The following is a 19,655-nucleotide window of genomic DNA, read 5'->3' as shown; positions in this document are numbered from 1 at the left end:
AGGTCCCCGTGAACAGCGACACCCAGCGGCCCCGCGTCCTGATCGTCGGTGCCGGACCCGTCGGGCTCGTCCTCGCCTGCGAGCTGCTCCGGCACGGCGTACGGGCCGACATCATCTCCAAGACCCGCAGACAGAGCCCGCACTCCCGGGCGACGATCCTGTGGCCCCGCGTCCTTGAGCTCCTCGACCGCGTCGGAGTGGGCCGCAAACTGGTCGAGAGCGGTCACTACTTCGACCAGATGAACTACTACTCCAACAAGAAACTCATCGGCCTGATCCGGTTCGACCGGCTGCGCGGCGCCGGATACCCGTTCGCCATCACCATCCCGCAGTGGCGCACCGAGGCGGTCCTCGAAGAGCACATGACGTCGCTCGGCGGGACGATCGACTACGACCACACGCTCGTCGGCGGTGCACAGGACGCGCGGGGCGTCGAGTGCGAACTGCTGCTGCCCGGCGGCACGTCGCAGACACGTACGTACGACTTCGTGGTCGGCGCCGACGGCTACAGCAGCACGGTGCGCGAGGCGTTCGGCTTCGAGTTCGCGGGGCGGACCCTGCGGACCCGGCTCGCCATCACCGACGCCGAGATCACCGGTGAGACGACCAGCAGCGAGGCCGCGTACTACCTCACGCGGCACGGCAACATGGTCCTCGCGCCGCTGGGCGGCGGGGTGTTCCGGGTCGGCGCGAGCGTGCCCGACGGCTTCACCGGGGACTCCCCGGACCGCGCCTTCTTCGAGAAGCTGCTCGCGGAGCGCGTGCCCGGCAACCGGCGGCTCGGGGCCATGAACTTCAGCGGGATCTTCACGGCGCACGTCCGCTCGGCGAGCACGTACGGCAGCGGCCGGGTCTTCCTCGCGGGGGACTCGGCGCACGCCATGAGCCCGTCCGGGGCGCAGGGCCTCAACACCGGCATCCAGGACGCGGTCAACCTCGGCTGGAAGCTGGCCGGTGTGGTCCGCGGCGACTACCGCCCGGAGCTCCTCGCCAGCTACGACACCGAGCGCCGCCCGGCCGTCGACGCGGTCGCGGGGCTCTCCACCCGCCTGGCCCGCATCGGCCTGTACTCGACGTGGCACCAGAGCCTGGCCCGCGACGCCGTGTACCGCCTCGGGACCGCTACGCAGACCCTGGAGAAGGTGCTCGCGCCGAAGCTCGCCCAGCTCGACACCCACTACGGCCCGCGGCCCCGGCGGGGCACCCTCGTCCCGGGCGAGCGCCTCCCGCTCGGCTGGGAGTCGTCGAGTACCGCGCCCTCACTGGCCGTCGACCGCTACACCGTGCTCCTGTGGCCCGGCCTCGCGTACCGGCACGAACGCTGGACCGAGGCCGTGGCGCGCCTGCGGACCGAGGTCACCACGGCGGCCGTCACGGACCTCGGCGGCCGCCCGCCCGGCGACCTCCTCGGCAAGCTGGGCCGCACGGCCCAGGCCCTCGTCGTCCGCCCCGACGGGCACCTCGACTCGCTCGTGCCGCTCGACGACCGGGCGCCCGACACGGCCGTACGGGCGGTGACCCGCGCCCTCGGCCGGCATGTGACGGCGCAGATGCCCGCCACCCCGGCCCCGGCGCTCACCGGCCTCTCCGCATAGCCGGCCCCTGCCGCCCTCCCCCTTCACCTCAAGCACTGTCCACCACCCCACCCGATCAAGGGAGTTCACCATGGCACCGCGCGTCACCCTCACCGAAGTCGCCGACATGACGCCCGACCAGCGCGCCGTCTACGAGAAGTTCGAGTCCAACCTGACCCGTGCGCTGCTCCTGACCAAGAACTCGGCCGCCGCGCACCTCGCCCTCGGCGGCACCTTCACCGTCGGCCTGCTGAGCCTCCTCGACCGCGAGGTCGTCGTGCTGCGCGTGGCCAAGCTGCGCGACAGCGAGTTCGAGCGGCTGCTGCACTACCCGCTCGCCCGCAAGGCGGGCCTCGACGACATCGAGATCAAGGCCATCGAGGACGGGCTCCTCGACGAGATGGAGCCCTCGCGTGCGGCCCTGGTCCGCTACGTCACCGAGTGCATGCAGGACCACAAGGCGAGCGAGCAGGCCTTCTGGGCGCTGCACGAGCACTACTCGCAGAACGAGATCGCCGAGGTCACCCACCTCGCGGGCCACAGCGCCATGACCGCCATGTACCTGGCCAGCCTGGACATTCCGCTGGACGAGGGCATCGCCTCCTGGGGGCGGCTCACCGAGGTGCAGGACGAGGTCAAGGGCTCCTAGGGCCCCTCGCCCGTCACCCGGGGCGGCCGGACGCGCGTACCAAGCCGCGTCCGGCCGCCTCGGCGGTCCACCACTCGCGCACGAGAACGCGCACGACATCTCTTGGGAGAGAAGGAACGTGAAGTACGTACGCCTCGGCTCCAGCGGCCTCAAGGTGCCGCGCCTCGCCCTTGGCTGCATGAGCTACGGCGAGCCCGGACTCGGCACCCATCCGTGGTCGCTCCCCGAGGAGGAGAGCCTCCCGTTCTTCGCCCGGGCCCTCGACCTGGGCATCAACTTCTTCGACACCGCGAACGTCTACTCGCTGGGCACGAGCGAGGAGTTCCTCGGCCGGGCCGTGCGCAAGCTGACGCGGCGCGAGGACGTCGTCATCGCCACCAAGCTGCACGGAAAGATGGACGAGAGCCCGCTGGCCGGAGGCCTGTCGCGGCAGGCGATCATGCGGGAGGTCGACGCGAGCCTGCGGCGCCTCGGCACCGACTACATCGACCTGTACATCATCCACCGCTGGGACGACGAGACGCCCGTCGAGGAGACGATGGAGGCGCTCCACGACGTGGTGAAGGCGGGAAAGGCGCGGTACATCGGCGCCTCGTCCATGCACACCTGGCAGTTCGTGAAGGCCCAGTACGTCGCCGACCTGCACGGCTGGACGCGGTTCGTGAGCATGCAGAACCACTACAACCTCATCAACCGCGAGGAGGAGCGCGAGATGCTCCCGTACTGCCTCGCGGAGGGCATCGGCGTCACTCCGTGGAGCCCGCTGGCCCGCGGCAGGCTGACCCGGGACTGGGACGTCGAGTCGCCGCGCACCGCGGGCGACCCGATCCAGGACCTGTTCTACGGACCGACCGAGGCCGCCGACCGCCGGGTCGCCCAGGCCGTCGCCGACATCGCCGCCGAGCGCTCCGTGCCGCGCGCCCAGGTGGCGCTCGCCTGGGTGCTGCGGCAGCCCGCGGTGACCGCTCCCGTCGTCGGCGCGACCAAGCCGCACCACCTCACCGACGCCGTGGCCGCCCTCGACCTGGAGCTCGACGAGGCCGAACTGGCCCGCCTCCAGGCCCCATACGTACCGCACGCCGTCGTCGAGTACGCCTGACCGGTACGCCTGACCGGTACGCCTGACCGGCGGGCCGCTCTTCCCTCGTATCCCCCTCCTCCCCGTATCCCGTTCCGCCCTATGGGAGTTACCCCGTGACCTCCACCCTGGTCTCCCCGGAGACCGTCCGACCACTCATGACCAACCGGCAGGTGGCCGCCCTCGTCCTGCTGCTCACCTCACAGTTCCTGATGGCCGCCGACTTCAGCCTCCTGAACGTCGCGCTGCCCTCGATCGGCGTCGAACTCGGCTTCACCCAGGGCGGATTGCAGTGGATCGCCACCGCGTTCGCGCTGTGCGCCGCGGGCTTCACCCTGGTGTTCGGGCGCGTCGGTGACTACGCCGGACGCCGCCGTGTCTTCATCGGCGGCATGGCCGTCCTCGCGGTCGCGTCGGCCGCCGGCGGGTTCGCGCAGTCGCCGACGCCGCTGCTCGTGGCCCGTGCGCTGCAGGGCCTGGCGACCGCGGCGATCACACCGGTCTCGATGGCGCTGCTCACCACGACCTTCACGGAGCCCAGGCTGCGGGCGAGGGCGCTCGGGCTCAACAGCGTCATGATGAGCTCGGGGTTCGTCTTCGGCTCCATCTTCGGCGGCTCGCTCACCGATCTGCTGTCGTGGCGGTGGGCCTTCTTCATCAACATCCCGGTGGCGGTGGCGGCGATCTGCCTCATCCGCTTCGTGGTCCCGGAGAGCGTCTCGGACGAGCGGCGCTCGTTCGACACCCCCGGCGCCGTGCTCATCACGGCCGGGATGTTCGGGATCATCTACGGCGTGACGGACACTGCGGCGGCCGGATTCACCGCCCTCAACTCGGCGTCCCTGCTGGGTGGTTGCGTACTGATCGGCGTCTTCTGGGCGGTGGAGAAGCGCACCACCGACGCCCTCGTCCCGGTGCGGGTCCTGCGCATCCCGGACGTGGCCATCGGCAACGCGACGGCGCTGTTCATCTTCGGCGGCGAGACCGCCCTCATCTATTTCACCGGGATCTACGTCCAGGACGTGCTCCACTACTCGCCGCTGGCCTCCGGTCTCGTACTCCTCGGCATCGGCGTGGGACAGATCCTCGCGGGCAGCTTCGGGCCCCGGGTCATCGAGGCCGTCTCCCCCAGGACCCTGCTCGGTCTCGCGGTGGCCGGTCAGGGCGCGTTCATGCTGCCCATGGTCTGGGCGACCGAGGATCCCGGCTGGCTGGCCTGGGTGATCGCGGCACAGTTCGTCAACGGCGCCTTCTCGATGCTCGCGCTGATCTCGTTCATGATGATCGCGACCTCCGCGGTGAGCGTGGACCTTCAGGGCATGGCCACCGGTGTGGCGACGCAGAGCCAGCAGGTCGGGCAGACCATCGGCATCCCCCTGGTGAGCTCCGTCTTCGTGGCCTCGGCGGGCGCGGCCGCCGCCGGGTCCGGCGGGCAGCTGCACGGCATCCATGTCGCGCTGCTCGTGGACGCGCTGACGCTGGTCGGCGTCGGCGCCCTGGTCTTCCTCGTGTTCCGGCTGCGCGGCCACGCGGCGCCGGCCACCGTCGAGGAGTGAAGGAGCAGGCGTGCTAGAGCTGCGTGAGATCGAATGCCTCATCACCCTCGGCGAACAGCTCCACTTCGGGCGGACCGGCCGCGAGCTGCACATCTCGCAGTCGCGGGTCAGCCGCACGCTGCGGGACGCGGAGCAGAAGGTCGGCGGCCAGCTCTTCGACCGGACGAGCAGGCACGTCCGGATGACCGCCCTGGGCAAGCTCCTGATCGACCGGCTGCGGCCGCTGTACGAGCAGTTGACCGATGTCTACGCGGACGCGGCCGCCCAGGCGCGCGGCGTCGCGGGTTCCACGCGGCTCGGGTTCACCGGTGCCGCGGGCGGCGGGTACGCGGCCGAGCTGATCCGGGCCGCGCGCACCTACGCGCCCGAGTGCCGCGTCATCCTGCGCGAGGTGCCGTGCGGCGATCTCCTTGGCCCGCTGCGGCGCGGTGAGGTGGACGTCCTGGTGGCCCGACTGCCCGTCGAGGAGCCCGACATGACGGTCGGGCCCGTCCTCGGCCGGGAGATCCGGGTGCTCGCCGTCGCGCTCGACCACCCCCTGGCGAGCCGGGCCTCGGTCCGCATCGAGGAGATCGCGGGCGCGACCGTGTTCCGGCTCGCCGGCACGGCACCCGACTACTGGCGCGACCACCACGTGCCCCTTGTGACACCGGCGGGCCAGGCCCTGCACCTCGGCCAGGAGGTGCAGACCTGCCAGGAGATCCTCTCCCTGACGGCGGCAGGACAGGGCGTCGCCCCGCTGGCCGAGTCGGTGGCGCGCCACTATGCGCGGCCGGACATCGCCTTCGTACCCATCCGGGATCTGCCGCAGACGTCGGTGGCCCTGATCTGGCGCACCGCCGAGGAGAACGCGCGGGTTCGTGCGCTCGCCTACTGTGCCCGCCAGATCGGCGGCGCGCAGGACGTCCCCGTACCGGAGTCGTCTCCGGTTCCGGCCCCGGCGGGGAGCTAGACCGGGCGTCGCGCGACGGAACCGGTGGACAGAGCTTCTGTCCACCGGTTCCGTCATGTCCCGGTCTAAGCAGGCCAGTTGGGGGACCGTCCCAGCATGGCAAGGACGTGGTCGAGCGGCCGCTCACCGCTCGGTTCGGGGAGGCCGGGGCGGAAGGACGCGCCCGGCTCGCGGCGGTTCTGCCCGTCCGGAACCTCTTGTGCGTACGGCAGGACGGCGGCGAGCGTCTCGTCGTCGAAGGGGGCGGGCACGCCCAGGGACGCGGCGACGTCCCAACCGTGCACGACGTAGTCGACGAAGTGGAAGCCGATGGCCGTGCGGGCCGGGAACATCTGGCCGCCGCGCACCTCCGGCAGCCAGAATTCGCCGTCGAGCACGCCCTCGCGGGCGAACGCCTCGGTGACCCGCGCCGACGAGGCCCGGAAGGACCCCGCCGGGTCGTCGTCGATCTCCCGGTCCGCCCAGACCGAGGCGTCGCTCGCCTCGCCGTCGGCGGCGGCCGCGAAGCCGTGGTTCTGGCCGGTCATATGGGCCAGGAGCTGCCGCAGCGACCACTGCGCACAGGGCGTCGGCAGGCTCAGGTGCTCGGGCCCGACCTGGTCGACGATCTTCTCGGTGACCTCCAGGGCACGGCGGTCGAAGGGGCGGATGTCAGTCATCGGACTCATCTCTGTACGGGGTCACTTGGGCAATGAGCGGCTCTGGCCGCGGAACTCGGCGATCACCTTGCCGTCGGCGCGGCGGACGGTGACGTCGTAGATGCCGTTCGCGCCGAACCGGGAGCGCTCGACGGCCTCGGCGACGAGTTCGTCTCCGGCCGCGGCCGGGCGGAGGAACGACACCTGGGCGGCCTGCGCCACGGTGGTCGCCCCCCGGGTGTTGCACGCGTAGGCGAAGGCCACGTCGGCGAGCAGGAAGAGATAGCCGCCGTGCGCCGTGCCGTGGCCGTTGACCATCGTGGGGGCGAGGCGCAGATGGGCGGCGGCCCGGCCCTCGGCGATGCCGTCGACCTTGATGCCGAGCTCCTGGCAGGTGCGGTCCTCGCGGTACATGGCGTCCGCCCTGCTCTGCGGCGTCTCGGCCATCTGCCCCTCCTCCACTGGTAGTTGCCGGGACATCAGCCCGCGTACGCCTCGATGATCTCCGAGGCGGCGCGCTGTCCGGAACGGATGGCGCCCTCCATGAGGCCGAAGAACTCGGTGCTCGTCTCGGTGCCCGCCCAGTGGATACGGCCGTGCGGCGTGGCAAGGCGCGGTCCGAAGCCGACCCAGTCGCCGGGGCCGAACAGTGCGGCGTAACAGCCCCTGCTGTACTCGTCGTTGATCCAGTCGGTGACGTGGTGGGCGGTCGGTTCGGGCAACTCGGGGAAGAGCCGCCGGGCCTGGGCGACGGCCAGCTCACGCTGCTCGTCCGGGGCCAGGGCCGCGTACTCCTTGGCCTCGCGCCCCGTGACGAACCCGGTCAGGATGCCGACGCCGTCGCCGGGCGGGGAGTCGTCCACCGTGGACAGGAGCGGTCCGTCGGCGCTCACCGACCAACCGGAGAGCCCGTGGTCGCGCCAGAGCGGGCGCGGGTAGATCAGATGCACCTTGACGGCGCAGCCCGGCACGGTGGAGTCGCCGGAGCGGCGGAAGGGCAGCCCCGGGCGGTACTCGATGGCGTCGGCGAGCAGCGGCGGCACGGCGACGATCAGGGAGTCGGCCTCGTGGACGCCGCCGTCGGTGTGCACGCGTACCCCGTCGCCGGTCTCCTCGACGACGCGCGCGGGCTCGCCGAGCAGGACCCGGTCGCCCAGTTTCGCGGCGAGCAGCTCGCTCAGCTGGTGGGCGCCGCCGTCGACGCGGTCCTCCTGTGCCCCGCCCGCGAACGCGTTGAGGTAGCGGATGCCGCCGCCGGAGCAGAGGTAGAAGGCCATGTGCAGGACGGACACGTCGGCCGGGTCGGCGGCCATCATCTCGCCGAGGAAGAGCGGGAAGAAGAGGCGGGCGTCGGCCTGGGTGACGTTCTGCTCGATCCAGTCGAGTGCGCTGATCCGGTCCAGGCGCGCGGCGTCCGGGGTGAGCCAGGGGGCGTCGGCGCGGACCGCCTTGGTCACGTCGTCCAGGAGGTCGAACAGCTCGCCCAGGGCGACGGGGCTCAGCGGCGGGAAGCGGCCTTCGGTGCCCTGCGGGGCGCCGCCGAGGGAGAACCTGCTCTGCCCTTCGGTGGTGGTGGGCGCCGTGGTCAGGCCGAGCCGGGCCATGAGCGACTTCAGCTCGGTGTGGCGCTCGCCGAGGTAGGCGGCGCCGGCGTCGGCCCACTGCCCCGGCGCCACCTCGATGCCGTGGGTGCGCCCGCCGACCCGGTCGCGGGCTTCCAGAACCTTCACCTCCCGTCCGGCGGCGGCGAGTTCGGTGGCGGCGGTGAGCCCGGCGAGTCCGGCTCCGACGATGAGGGTGCTCACGCGGTCACGCTCGCAATCAGCTCGGCCACGCCCTGCGGCGTGGGGTGGTCCAGGAAGTCGGCGATGGTCAGCTCGGGGCCGAGGTCGCGGGCGATGGCGCTGATCACGCGGGTGGCGAGCAGGGAGTCCCCGCCCAGGTCGAAGAAGTCGGACCCGGCGTGCACGGCGTCCGTCTCCAGGACGCGTCGGTAGATCCCGGTCACGTGGTCGACCGTGTGGGTCCCGGTGGTGGGCATGTGTGTGTCTCCTCGGGTTCGCCGGCTCAGGCGCCGGTGGTGTAGCGGTGGTGGGTGCGGCGGCGGTCGACCTTGCCGCTCGCGGTGTGGACGAGCTCCGGCACCACCGTGATGCGGTTCGGCCGGAGGTGGCTGGGGCTGTGCTCCCGCAGATGGGCGCGGAGCGCGGACACGAGGCCCTCCGCGTCGCCCTGCCGGCCGGGCGTCACATAGGCGACCACGGTGGTGTGGTCACCGGCGCGCACCCCGGTGGCGGCGGCGGACGCGACGTCGGGGTGGGCGCAGAGCTGCGCCTCCACCTCGGCCGGGTCGACGCGGATCCCGCGGACCTTGATCTGGTCGTCGAGCCGTCCCTCGTGGTGGAGGGCGCCGTCGTCGTCGCGCCGGACCCGGTCACCGGTGCGGAAGTACCGCCCGGCCGCGAGGGCGGGGAAGCGCTCCGTGGTGGTCTCCGGCAGGTCCAGGTAGCCGAGGGCCAACGCGGGGCCGCCGATGAGGAGTTCACCGTCCTCGCCGATCAGCTCGCGGACGTGCGGCAGGGCCCGCCCGATGGGGGCGGAGCCGTCGGCGCGCGCCCGTGCGCGCGGGCCGTGCAGCTCGGCGGCGTGCGTGACCAGGGTGGTCTCCGTGCAGCCGTACGTGTTGACGAGCCTGATCCGGTCGGCGCCCGGCAGCGCCCGCCAGTTCTCGAGCCGGGCCCTGCTGGTCGCCTCACCGCCGATCACGACGGTACGCACGCTCTCGGGCAGCGCCTCGCCGCCGGCCTCGGTCAGGTGGTGGACGAGCTCGTGCCAGAAGGCCGTGGGCAGGTCGAGGACGCTGACGCCGATGCGGTCGAGCATGCGCAGAAAGCGGGGCAGGGAGCCCGCGTAGGCGTCCGCGTCGAAGACCAGCGTCGCGCCACGGGTGAGGGCGGGCAGGATCTCCTCGAACGACGTGTCCCAGTTCAGCGAGGCGAACTGCAGCACCCGGTCGCCGGGGCCGACGTCGAACAGCGCCGCCAGCGATTCGACGGCGGCCGCGATGGCCCCGCGCGGGGTCACCACCGGCTTCGGCTTCCCGGTGGATCCGGAGGTGAAAAGGACGTACGCGGGGTCGTCCGGATCCGGCTGCACGGGGAGTGCGTCCGCCTTCAACGGGGCGGCGGCGTCGGGGTGTTCGGGGCCGATGACGGGCGGGCCGAAGGGCTCCGGGTCCGGCCGGGTGCCGAGCACGGCCGCGCAGCCCGCCGCTTCGGCCAGCTCCTTCTTGCGCTCGGCGGAGAAGGCCGGGTCGATGGGGCAGTAGGTGCCGCCCGCGGCGAGGACGCCGAGGAGGGCCGCGACGGTGCCGGCGGAGCGGTCGATGAGCACGCCGACGGTGCCGGGCCTGGGGCCGAGGGCGGCGGCCACGCGCCGTACGCGGGCGGCCAGTTCGGCGTAGGTCGCGGGGCCGGTGGCGTCGATGACGGCGACGGCGTCCGGGTACCGGTCGGCGGTGTGCAGGAAGCGGTGGAGGACGTCGGGGGCGGCGTCCGGAGCGGTCTCCGGGGTGTTCTCGGGCATGGCGGGTCTCCGGTGGTCCTGTGGTCCGGTGGTCAGCGGTGGTCGGCGGCCGGGACGGCGGGCGGGGCGGGCTGCGGATCGGGCGTCCTGAGGTGGGGCACCTCGGCGGCCGCGCGCTTCTCCCTGCGCTCCTGGGCGAGGAGCCCCGCGCAGGCCACGACGGCGAGGACCATGACCGAGACGCTGTAGACGGTGGTGGTCGGGCCGAGCCCGAACCGCTGCACGGCGAGGCCCGCGATCACCGCGGGCACGCTGAAGCCCAGGTAGCACACGACGTACATGGAGGCCACGAGCCCGGCGCGCTCATCGGGTCCGGCCAGCGGCGCGATCGTCTGGAAGGCGCCGAGGAACCCGGTGCCGAAGCCGTACCCGGCGATGACGATGCCGGTGAAGAAGAGCGCCGGGGACGGGACGGCGAGGGCACCGAGGGTGGTGCCGACGCCGATGAGGAAGGCCACGAAGCCGAGCGTCATGGTGCGGCGCGGCGGGTGGTTGCGGCGCAGCAGCGAGCCGAGCGCCCCCGCCCCGGTCTGGGCAAAGATGACCAGGCCGCCCACCAGATGGCCGCCGAGGTGGAGGGTGCGGGCCGCGATGGACGGGCCGAGCGACATGTACAGGCCGCCGACCGCCCAGACCGCGAACAGGCACGGCGCCACGGTGAGGAACAGCGGCCTGATGCGGCGCGGCACCGCCATGCGCGGCACCAGCGAGGCCGCCGCGCCCGGCCGTTTCGGCGAGGTCTCCGGCAGCAGCGGGACGATCAGCGCCGACAGCACGAACGCCACCAGGAGCAGCGCGTAGACCAGGGTCTTCGGCGCGGGCGCGTACTCGACGAGGAGCCCGGAGCCCAGGCCGCCGAGGGCCAGGCCGACGACGGGCGCGAGGCTGTTGACCAGCGGGCCGATGCGGGGCCGGTCCGGGGGCTGCAGGTCGAGCATGGCGGAGCTGGTCGCCCCGGTCGCGGCGCCCGTGGCGAGCCCCTGGACGACACGCGCCGCGAGCAGCGGGCCGACGCCGTCGGCGGTGATGAAAAGGAGCATGCTCACCACCTCGACGACCAGGGCGGCCCCGAGCACCTTGCGGCGCCCGACGTGGTCGGAGAACCCGCCGACCACGAGCAGCGCCACGAGCAGCGCGATCGCGTACATCGCGAAGACGGCCGTCAGCATGATGGCGGAGAAGCCCCACTCGGCCTGGTACACCCCGTACAGCGGCGAGGGCGCGCTCGACGCGAAGAGCAGCAGGGCCTGGACCGTGGCGATCAGCCAGAAGGTGAACCCGCGGGACAGCTCGGGGAGTTGGCGCGTACGGCTCATGAGGTCCCCTCGCGGGCCAGCCGGGCGAGCACCCTCGCGACCAGGTCGTCGGCGGCGCCGAGGTACCCCTCGGGCGCAAGGAGCTGCTCGGCGTCGGCGGGGAGCCGGCCGTGCAGCTCCGGGTGGTCGGCGAGCGCCTTGGCGAAGGTGACCTCGCCGGTGGCGGCCCGGCGGGCGCACACGGCCAGGACGCGCTTGGTCTCGGCCTTGCCCAGGAGCGGGGCGAGCACGGCGTTGAGCCGCTCGGAGACGACGGCGCCCTCGGTGAGCTCCAGGTTGCGCCGCATGCGGGCGGGGAACACCTCAAGGCCTTCGGCGAGTTCGGCGGCCGTGCGCGCCGCACCCGCCGTGAGCCGCAGGGCGTCGCGCAGCGGCTGCCACTCGGCGTGCCAGGCGCCGGGGGCCCGCTCGTCCTCGGCCAGCATGCTCAGCGCGAGGACGGAGCTGTGCGCGGGGACTTGGCGGGCGGCCGCCACGATGAGGGTGGCGAGCACCGGGTTGCGTTTCTGCGGCATCGCGGAGGAGACGCCGCGGCCCTCGGCGGCGGGCTCGGCGACCTCCGCGATCTCGGTGCGGGAGAGCACCTGCACGTCCAGGGCGAACTTCCCAAGGGCGCCGGTGACTTGACTGAGCAGCCAGCCCAGGTCGCACAGCGGGGTGCGCAGGCTGTGCCAGGGCACCGAGGGCTCGCTGAGCCCCAGTTCGGCGGCGAAGCGCTCGGCGAGCTCGACGCCGTGGCCACGGCGGTCGGCGGCGGTGCCGCGCGCGTACTCCTGGTAGGCGGACAACGTCCCTGCCGCGCCGCCGAGTTGGGCGGGCAGCGAGGCCGCTGTGCGGCGCACCCGTTCCCTCGCGTCAAGCACGGAGTCGAGCCAGCCCGCCGCCTTGAGGCCGAAGGTGGTGGGCACCGCATGCTGGGCGAGAGTGCGCGCGGCCATCGGCGTCGCGCGGTGCAGCCCCGCCAGGTCGCCGAGCGCGGCGGCCACCCGCCCGAGGTCGCCGCCGATGCCGTCCAGGGTGCGGACGGCGAGCAGCATCGTCGCCGAGTCGAGGATGTCCTGGCTGGTGGAGCCCAGGTGCACCTGGTCGGCGACGTCCGGCGCCACCTCCCGTACCGCCGCGGTGAGTTCCTGCACCAGGACGACGACGGGGTTGGCGGCGCCGCGGGAGCGCTCGGCGAGCGTCGGGGCGTCGATCCGCAGGGTGCGGGCGACCTCCGTGATGACGTCCGCCGAGCGCCCGGGGATCACCCCGAGCTGCGCCTGAGCGCGGGCGAGCGCTCCCTCGGCCTCCAGCATGGCGGCGATCCAGGCCTGCTCACTCAGGGCCTCGGGGGCCCGGCCCGTGGCCCAGACCGGGTTGAACAGGCCGGAGTCCGTCCCGGTCTCTCTGTCGCGCGTCGGGGGGTGAACAGGCACGGGGCATTCCTCTTTCTGTGCTTGTTTCTGTACTTGTGGGGGTTACCAGGTGGCGCCGGCCAGCGCGGCGGACGGGCGCCGCTGCTCCAGGTCGACGGTGAGGCACTCGCGGGCGATCGCGTCGGCGTCGCCGAGGATCACGGAGTCGACCCCGGGCCGGATGCCCGCCGCCGTGGCCCAGTGCACCGTCTCGGTCGGCACCCCGTACGCGAACCGGTAGGGGTGCGGCCGCCCCGCCGCGTCCACCAGGCGGTTGGGCCGCTGGGTGACGGTCAGGCCGCCGGTCTCCACGTGCCCGTCCGTGCCGGTGGGGATGAGATACGGGCGGCAGGCCCCGCGCTCGCGCAGGTCCCGCAGGAGCGGGTCGGAGGTGCGCCGGATGTCGAGGTCGGGCAGCCGGGCCTCGATGAGCGAGGTCACCCGCCGCTCGGAGCCGGGGACTTCGCGGGAGCTGACGACGAAGCCGTCCGGCGCGGCCGCGATGTGCAGGCCAGGTCCGGCCATCTCCACCACGCCCGCCTCGACCAGCGCGATCAGTTCCTCGATGCGGCTGTGCGGCGGGCCGATGGACACGAAGGCGTTGAGCGGCGTGTACCAGGACTGCAGCCCCTTCCGGTACGACTCGCCGGTGATACCCGCGTGGTCCACCACGAGCCGCACCTCGTTGCGCAGGTCGCGCAGCACGTCGAGGGCGGCCTTCAGGGGGCTGTCGACGTTGCCGTCCCGGGCCTCGGCGAGGTCCTCGCGCAGATGGCCGACGAGCCAGCTCTGGTACGCGGCGGGGCTCGCGAAGACGCGGTCGCCGTACGGGCGGGCGACGCGGTCCCAGTCCCAGAGCTCGTCGGCGCCGATCCCGTGGCGCGCCAGGAGCTCATCGTCCGCGGGGCCGCTGACCGGCAGCGTGGTGTACTCGGCCAGGAACGCCTTGGCGTCGCCGGGGCCGCGCCGCCGGGAGATCAGCGTCGCGTAGTACACGGCGGTGACCTCGCGGTCGACCAGCGGCCAGATGTGCCGCCGGAACTCGATCTGTTCTCCGTCCTGGCGCCGCCCGCGCAGGGCGGCGATCCGCGCCGGTGTCAGGACCGCGGGCACGTGCCGCCCGAAGGGACCCTTCTGGTTCTCGCCGCGCGCGTGGTACGGAACGCCGCGCCGGGACCCGGCGACGATCCTGGGCTCCTTGCCGGAAGGCCGGTAGCGCAACGTACCGCCCTCCTTGCCGTCTTTGCCCTCTGCGCCTTCTCCGCCTTCTCGGCGGAACTCCCCGCCCCGGCCCACCGTCAACAGGGCGAGGACGTCGAAGAAGTTCAGCCCGAGCCCGCGCAGCGCGACCCGCTCGCCGGGCGCGACGAAGGCCAGATCGGCCTCGGCCGGGTTGCCGGGCGGTAGATAGCCGAAGCCGTGGGCACGGGCGTGCTCCCGGAGGCCGGCCATCTCGGTGTCCGCGCACACCGGCATGTCCGCATGGCCCTGCGCGAGCACGACGCAGTCAAGGAGGAGGCTGGTCCCGTCGTCCAGGGTGACGATCTGCGCCCGCGTCTCGGTCTCCGCGAGCCGCACCGCTCGGTTGCGGTGCAGCCGGATGGAGATGTGTTCCGGGGCGGTGCGGACCAGCTCGTCCAGGACCCACGCGAGGTAGTGGCCGTAGAAGGCCCTTGACGGATAGGTGTCGGGCCCCAGGGCGGCCGCCTCCCGGCGGGCCCGGTCCGGCAGGGCGCCCGCAGGCGCCGACGGCACCACGGACTTGGCCCACTCGTGCAGGCTTGGCCCGGTTCTGATCGGCCCCTCACAGGCGACGCTCGGGTCGGTGAACATGGTGACCTGGGAGGCCACCGTGTTCATCAGGAGCTCCGCCGGCTGTGAGGTGCGCCAGACCCGGCCCCCGATCCCCAGGTAGGGGTCCACCACATGGATCACCGCGGGCTGCCCGGACTCGGCGCCGTTCGCCCACAGGCGCTCGACCACGGAGAGACCGCGCGGTCCCGCGCCGATCACACCGATGGTCCTGGTTCGTTCGTCGTATTCCACTGCTCTCCCGTCCACTCCCCCGCTCCCGTCCTTCAGGCGGCCGGTCCGCCGGCGAGGGCGGAGGCGTGGCGCGTGCGGAGCTCGCGCTTGAGGACCTTGCCGGTCGGGCCGGTGGGGAAGTCGGCCTCGCTCTCGGCCACGGACACCGCCGCGAGGGCGTGCAGACCCGCGGCCGCCAGCTGCCGGTTGGCCGCGTCGAGCAGCTCCTTGGGGTCGCTCAGCGGGCTGTCGGCCTGCAACCTCACGACAGCGACGGGCAGTTGACCTTCGCCCGAGGGTCCCGGCACGCCGACCACCGCACAGTCCTGGACCAGCTCGGCGCAGTCGGCGATCAGCACCTCCTCCAGGGGCAGGCTGTGCACGGTCGCGTCGGCGGTGTGGATGACGTCGGCCGTCCGGTCCAGGTGGTAGAAGCGGCCGTCGGGCTTGCGCAGCGCCACGTCTCCGGTCAGCCAGTAGCCGTTCAGCTCGAAGCTCTTGGTGAGGGCGGCGTCGTTCCAGTAGCCGGGGGTGCGGGTCGGGGTTTTCACCGCGAGGTAGCCCACGGTCCCGTCGGGCACGTCGTTGCCGTCGTCGTCCAGGACGGCGGCCCGCTCCACCACCTCGACGGGCAGCCCCACACAGCGGTCGTCGCGCTCCGACTCCGGGGTGGTGACCTGGCCGAACAGCGCCATGCCCATCTCGGAGGAGCCGAGGCCGTCGATGAACCGGGAGCCGGGCAGGACGGCGCCCTCGGCATCGCCCTCGGGCAGCAGCCACGGCTGGATGAGCCCGCTCGGCCGCTCGCCGAGGCTCACCAGGCGGCGGATGTGCCCGTAGTGCGCCCCGTCCCCGGTGTTGAACCAGGTGTGCACCTTGGCGGCCGCCTTCACCGGCAGCTCACCGGCGGCCAGTTCGACGAAGGTGCGCGGGAACGAGGCGACCATCGTCGGCCGGAAGGCCTCCATCACCGGCTCCACGGCCTCGCGCCGCCAGTCGGCCATGGTCAGCGTGGGCAGGCCGAGCAGGATCGTGGTCAGCAGGTAGCTGAGGCCACCGGCGTGGGTGTGCGGCATCAGGGAGAGCAGCCGGTCGTACGGCTCCGCGGGGAAGCGGACCATCCGGGTCTCCTTGCCGACCCAGAACTGCCGGTGCGCGACCTGGGTGGACTTGGGCGTGCCGGTGGTACCCGAGGAGTGGATGAGCGCGACCACCTCGTCGGCGGCGTGCCGGTACGGGTACTGCTCGGGCAGCGATCCCGACTCCGGGTCGTGGGCGCGGATCTCCGAGCTGGGCACGATGAACCGGGGGCGCGGCTGGCCCGGCCTGTAGGTGGCGCCGATCAGCCGCGGGTCGTCGGCCACCACCCCGGCCACGCCCACGTGGTCGAGGTAGCGTCGCGCCGTCGCGACCGGCATCGCGTCGTTGACCAGCGCGGGTATCGCGCCGAGCGCGGTGAGCGCCAGGAAGTGCAGGATCGGCTGGAGCCCTTCGGCGATGTACAGCGCCACGGGCTCGCCGGGGCGGACGCCGTTGGTCCAGTACCAGCGGGCGTACTGGTCGCGGATGTCCGCCAGTTCGCGCAGGCTGTAGCCGCGCAGCGTGACGTGTCCGCGCTCGTCGAGCCGGTGGTCGTAGACGAGGGGCGCGTCGAGTTCGGGGTTGTGTTTCAGTGCGTACTCGAGGAAGTTCCCGGCGCCGAGCTCGGGGTCGGCCATGAACTTCTCGCGTACGGACAGCGGCGCGATGGGGCTGTTTTCGGACACTACTCGGTCTCCCCGCTGGTGATGGATGCGGTCCGGGGCGTCGCGGCCACGGGCGCCTGCTGGGCGCGGCCGTGCGTGCGCCACCACTCCTGTCCTTCGGGCTTGAGCGTCTGGATGGGGTCGTAGTACTCGTGGGTCTTCGCGAGCGCGTACGGGTCGTCGCGCTCCAGCGAGGTCAGGTAGTTCTTGGTCCAGTACGAGATGCCGTGCTCGCGGTCGTAGTGATCGACCTGGTGGACCCAGCGCTTGCCGACGAACGGCACGTCGCAGACCAGGCGCGGCGTCGCGAAGCCCGGCAGATAGCCCATGATCGCCTGCTGCAGCTCCTGGGCATGGCCCAGGGAGACGCGCCAGTGCTCGGCGTTGGGGATCATGTCGCAGAGGTAGAAGTAGTACGGCATGACTCCGGCGCCGTCGAGCAGCGCGAAGCACAGGTCGAGGAGCTCCTTGGGGGTGTCGTTCACCCCGCGCATCAGCACGCCCTGGTTGCGGACGTCGCGCACGCCCGACTCGAAGAGGGAACGGGCCGCTTCGGCGTTGAGCGGGGTCACCTGCTGGGCGTTGTTGACGTGCGTGTGCACGGCCAGGCTCACGCCGCGTTTGCGGGCGGTCTCGGCGAGGCCGCCCATGGTGCGGCGGGCGTCGTCGGAGAGCCAGTGCTGCGGCAGGTCCATCAGGGCCTTCGACGCGAGGCGGATATCGCGTATGTGGTCCAGTTCGAGAAGGGCCGAGACAAAGGATTCGAGGCGCGGCCAGGGCACGTTGGCGACATCTCCGCCGGAGACCACGACATCGCGCACCGTGGGGGTGGCGCGCAGATAGTCGAGCATCGACTCATAGCGGTCCTGCTGTTTCACCGAGAATTTGAGTTTCGAGATCTGCGGCGTGGAATTTCCCACCAGGTCCATGCGGGTGCAGTGCCCGCAGTACTGAGGGCAAGTGGACACCAACTCGGCAAGGACCTTTGTTGGGTAACGGTGCGTCAGGCCTTCCGCGGTCCACATCTCGGCCTCGTGCAGCGAGTCCCGCGACGCGTACGGGTGCGAGGGCCACTCCTCGTCGCGGTCGGAGAAGACCGGCAGCATGTGACGGCGCACCGGGTCGGCGTACATGGCCTCGGTGCTCGGCACGGCGTCCGGCACCATCATGCTGAGCACGTACGGCGGCAGGAGCAGGGACATCGTGGCGCGCTCCGCCTGGTCGCGCTTCAGATCGCGGTAGAAGTCCTCGGAGAGCAAGTCGCCGTAGGCGGCCCGCAGTTGGCGTGCGTTCTTGACGCAGTGCACGCGCTGCCACTGCGGATCACGCCATTGTTCCGGGGTCACATCGCGCCATCCGGGAATGCGGCGCCAGTCGGGTTCGGTCAATTCCTTTTGTCGATAGGCATAGGGCTGGTGAGGCATGTTTCCCCCAAGGGAATAAGGGTGGAAAGCTCAAACAGGGGGCGGTGGATTCGACCGTGCGAAATGGGTCGCGCCCCGTGTTTCAGACAGATTTCCTGCCGCTCACCAGATCCTCACTCGGGCCCATGGGGTGATCAAGCACGCCCTGGGCATCGCACGATGCCCAGGGCAACTCGACGCAGGTGGGAGGGGGTTGCCGCGAAATGGCAGTTCATTGCCATTTCATTTATGGAAGGCGTCCACGCCGGTGAGTTCGGCGGAGAGCGCCCACAGGCGCGCCGCCCGGTCCGGGTCGAGCGCGTAGTCGCGTACGCCGGACCAGCCCTCGTCGCTCGTCGTGAGCTCGGCGATGTCGCAGTCCTCGCAGTAGGCGCCGCCCAGGCCGGCCAGAAGCGGCGATGTCGCAGCCCAGACGGAGGTCGCGGCGCCCTGCTGGGGGGTCTTGAAGTCGGGGTGGACGACGTTCCCCTGCTCGTCGATCCAGCCCTTGGCGACCATGTCCGCCCGGTCGAGATGGCGCTGGAGGGGGGTGATGATGGCGCCGGGGTGAAGGGAGAAGGCGCGCACCCCGGAGTCCCGGCCCAGCGCGTCGAGGTGCGTGGCGAACAGGACGTTGGCGGTCTTCGCCTGCCCGTAGGCCTGCCACCTGTCGTAGCCGCGCTCGAAGTGGAGGTCGTCCCACCGCACGTCGGAGAGCTGGTGTCCCGCGGAGGAGACGGCGACGACGCGCGCTCCGGGGGCGAGCGCGGGCCAGAGGCGGCCCACGAGCGCGTAGTGGCCGAGGTGGTTGACGGCGAACTGCGACTCCAAGCCGGGGCCGACCCGCCGCTCGGGGCAGGCCATGATGCCGGCGTTATTGATGACGATGTCGATACGGCGGCCGGTGGCGAGGAAGCGCTCCGCGAAGCCGCGGACGCTGTCCAGGTCGGCGAGGTCGAGCTCGTCGACCTCCACTCCGTCGATGCCGGCGACCGCCTCCTGGGCGGTGGCGCGCCGCCGGGCGGGGACGATGACGTGCGCCCCGGCGCGGGCGAGCGAGCGCGTGACCTCCAGGCCGAGGCCCGAGTATCCGCCGGTGACGAGGGCGAGCCTGCCCGAGAGGTCGATGCCGTCCAGGACGTCGTCGGCCGTGCTGCGGGCGCCGAACCCCGAACCGATCTTGTGCTGAGGTGTTCCCATGGCCTGCACGCTAGGATCTAGACCTCGGTCTAGGTCAACGCCGTACCCTGGGCACCATGGTTCACACCGTGCAGGAGCTGAGCATCGGCCACGTATCGGAGCGCACCGGCCTGAGCGTGCACACGCTGCGGCTCTACGAACGTGAAGGGCTGCTCATCGAGCCGGTCCGACGGAGCTCGGGCGGCCACCGCGTGTACACCGAGCTGGACGTGGAGTGGCTGATCAACTGCACCAGGTTCCGCGCCTCCGGGATGCCCCTCGCCACCATCCGGCGCTACGTCGAGCTCGCCCGCAAGGGGCCGGGGAACGAGGCCGAGCGGCTCGCCATCCTGCGCACGCATCAGCAGCAGATCACCGAGCGCATCGACGAGCTCACCGCGTGCCTCGGCCTGATCAAGCGGAAGGTCGGGGTGTACGAGGAACTCGTGGCGGACGGTGTCGCCGAGGACCCGTGGAGTCCCACCGGGCACACCCCCACGTGATCCGCCGACGCCCTCGCGTCCGCGCCCCGTACGCAGGACACTTGTGGCTCAAGGC

Annotated in this window: 17 protein-coding genes; 6 read left to right on the top strand and 11 right to left on the bottom strand. The window is 72.1% G+C overall.

The features are described 5' to 3' along the window. Positions 1–8 precede the first annotated feature (8 nt). From AB0O76_RS15925 to AB0O76_RS15905, 5 genes are all read left to right on the top strand, one after another. On the top strand, positions 9–1,595 hold the full coding sequence (locus tag AB0O76_RS15925) for an FAD-dependent monooxygenase (protein WP_365490487.1): 1,587 nt from the start codon (positions 9–11) through the stop codon (positions 1,593–1,595). A gap of 70 nt (positions 1,596–1,665) precedes the next feature. Then, the gene (locus AB0O76_RS15920; protein WP_365490484.1) at positions 1,666–2,223 is read left to right on the top strand and encodes a hypothetical protein; all 558 of its coding nucleotides are present in this window, start codon (positions 1,666–1,668) and stop codon (positions 2,221–2,223) included. Positions 2,224–2,341: 118 nt separating this feature from the next. After that, on the top strand, positions 2,342–3,322 hold the full coding sequence (locus AB0O76_RS15915; RefSeq protein WP_365490481.1) for an aldo/keto reductase: 981 nt from the start codon (positions 2,342–2,344) through the stop codon (positions 3,320–3,322). 95 nt (positions 3,323–3,417) lie between these two features. Beyond that, positions 3,418–4,857 carry an MFS transporter gene (locus AB0O76_RS15910; protein WP_365490478.1) on the top strand — a complete coding sequence of 480 codons (1,440 nt, stop codon included), beginning with the start codon at positions 3,418–3,420 and terminating at the stop codon, positions 4,855–4,857. Between the two features lie 10 nt (positions 4,858–4,867). Beyond that, a complete protein-coding gene (locus AB0O76_RS15905) occupies positions 4,868–5,809 on the top strand; it encodes a LysR family transcriptional regulator (protein WP_365490475.1) in 942 nt (313 codons plus the stop codon). A gap of 65 nt (positions 5,810–5,874) precedes the next feature. Here the strand turns inward: AB0O76_RS15905 and AB0O76_RS15900 are convergent, their stop codons facing one another. The 11 genes from AB0O76_RS15900 to AB0O76_RS15850 form a co-directional block, all read right to left on the bottom strand. Next, positions 5,875–6,468: a TIGR03086 family metal-binding protein gene (locus tag AB0O76_RS15900; protein WP_365490472.1), complete on the bottom strand. Its 594-nt coding sequence runs from the start codon at positions 6,466–6,468 to the stop codon at positions 5,875–5,877. 21 nt (positions 6,469–6,489) lie between these two features. Continuing rightward, a complete protein-coding gene (gene paaI, locus AB0O76_RS15895; protein WP_365490469.1) occupies positions 6,490–6,894 on the bottom strand; it encodes a hydroxyphenylacetyl-CoA thioesterase PaaI in 405 nt (134 codons plus the stop codon). A 32-nt stretch (positions 6,895–6,926) separates the two neighbouring features. Beyond that, positions 6,927–8,252, bottom strand: a complete 1,326-nt coding sequence (locus AB0O76_RS15890) for an FAD-dependent oxidoreductase (protein ID WP_365490466.1) — start codon at positions 8,250–8,252, stop codon at positions 6,927–6,929. Continuing rightward, on the bottom strand, positions 8,249–8,488 hold the full coding sequence (locus AB0O76_RS15885) for an acyl carrier protein (protein ID WP_360776914.1): 240 nt from the start codon (positions 8,486–8,488) through the stop codon (positions 8,249–8,251). The genes AB0O76_RS15890 and AB0O76_RS15885 overlap by 4 nt, the downstream gene beginning before the upstream one ends. Positions 8,489–8,514: 26 nt before the next feature. Continuing rightward, a complete protein-coding gene (locus AB0O76_RS15880) occupies positions 8,515–10,032 on the bottom strand; it encodes an amino acid adenylation domain-containing protein (RefSeq protein ID WP_365490463.1) in 1,518 nt (505 codons plus the stop codon). A 32-nt stretch (positions 10,033–10,064) separates the two neighbouring features. Then, positions 10,065–11,348 (bottom strand): MFS transporter, encoded by a 1,284-nt coding sequence (locus AB0O76_RS15875; RefSeq protein ID WP_365490460.1) that lies wholly within the window; start codon positions 11,346–11,348, stop codon positions 10,065–10,067. Next, positions 11,345–12,766, bottom strand: coding sequence for an adenylosuccinate lyase family protein (locus tag AB0O76_RS15870; protein WP_365490457.1), 1,422 nt, complete (start codon positions 12,764–12,766; stop codon positions 11,345–11,347). Before AB0O76_RS15870 ends, AB0O76_RS15875 begins: the two co-directional genes overlap by 4 nt. Before the next feature lie 42 nt (positions 12,767–12,808). Then, positions 12,809–14,791 carry an FAD/NAD(P)-binding protein gene (locus AB0O76_RS15865; protein ID WP_365490454.1) on the bottom strand — a complete coding sequence of 661 codons (1,983 nt, stop codon included), beginning with the start codon at positions 14,789–14,791 and terminating at the stop codon, positions 12,809–12,811. A gap of 32 nt (positions 14,792–14,823) precedes the next feature. After that, positions 14,824–16,536: a class I adenylate-forming enzyme family protein gene (locus AB0O76_RS15860; protein ID WP_365490451.1), complete on the bottom strand. Its 1,713-nt coding sequence runs from the start codon at positions 16,534–16,536 to the stop codon at positions 14,824–14,826. Beyond that, positions 16,536–17,903 carry a lysine 2,3-aminomutase gene (locus tag AB0O76_RS15855; RefSeq protein ID WP_365490448.1) on the bottom strand — a complete coding sequence of 456 codons (1,368 nt, stop codon included), beginning with the start codon at positions 17,901–17,903 and terminating at the stop codon, positions 16,536–16,538. The genes AB0O76_RS15860 and AB0O76_RS15855 overlap by 1 nt, the downstream gene beginning before the upstream one ends. Positions 17,904–18,161: 258 nt before the next feature. Continuing rightward, the gene (locus tag AB0O76_RS15850; RefSeq protein ID WP_365490445.1) at positions 18,162–19,118 is read right to left on the bottom strand and encodes an SDR family NAD(P)-dependent oxidoreductase; all 957 of its coding nucleotides are present in this window, start codon (positions 19,116–19,118) and stop codon (positions 18,162–18,164) included. Between the two features lie 56 nt (positions 19,119–19,174). On the opposite strand from AB0O76_RS15850, the gene AB0O76_RS15845 reads away from it, so the two are divergent. Then, positions 19,175–19,600 carry a MerR family transcriptional regulator gene (locus AB0O76_RS15845; protein WP_365490442.1) on the top strand — a complete coding sequence of 142 codons (426 nt, stop codon included), beginning with the start codon at positions 19,175–19,177 and terminating at the stop codon, positions 19,598–19,600. The last annotated feature ends 55 nt before the right edge of the window (positions 19,601–19,655 follow it).

It is taken from the genome of Streptomyces sp. NPDC086554 (genome assembly GCF_040686095.1).
Lineage (GTDB): Bacteria > Actinomycetota > Actinomycetes > Streptomycetales > Streptomycetaceae > Streptomyces.
This window is presented reverse-complemented; position numbering and strand designations above follow the sequence as displayed.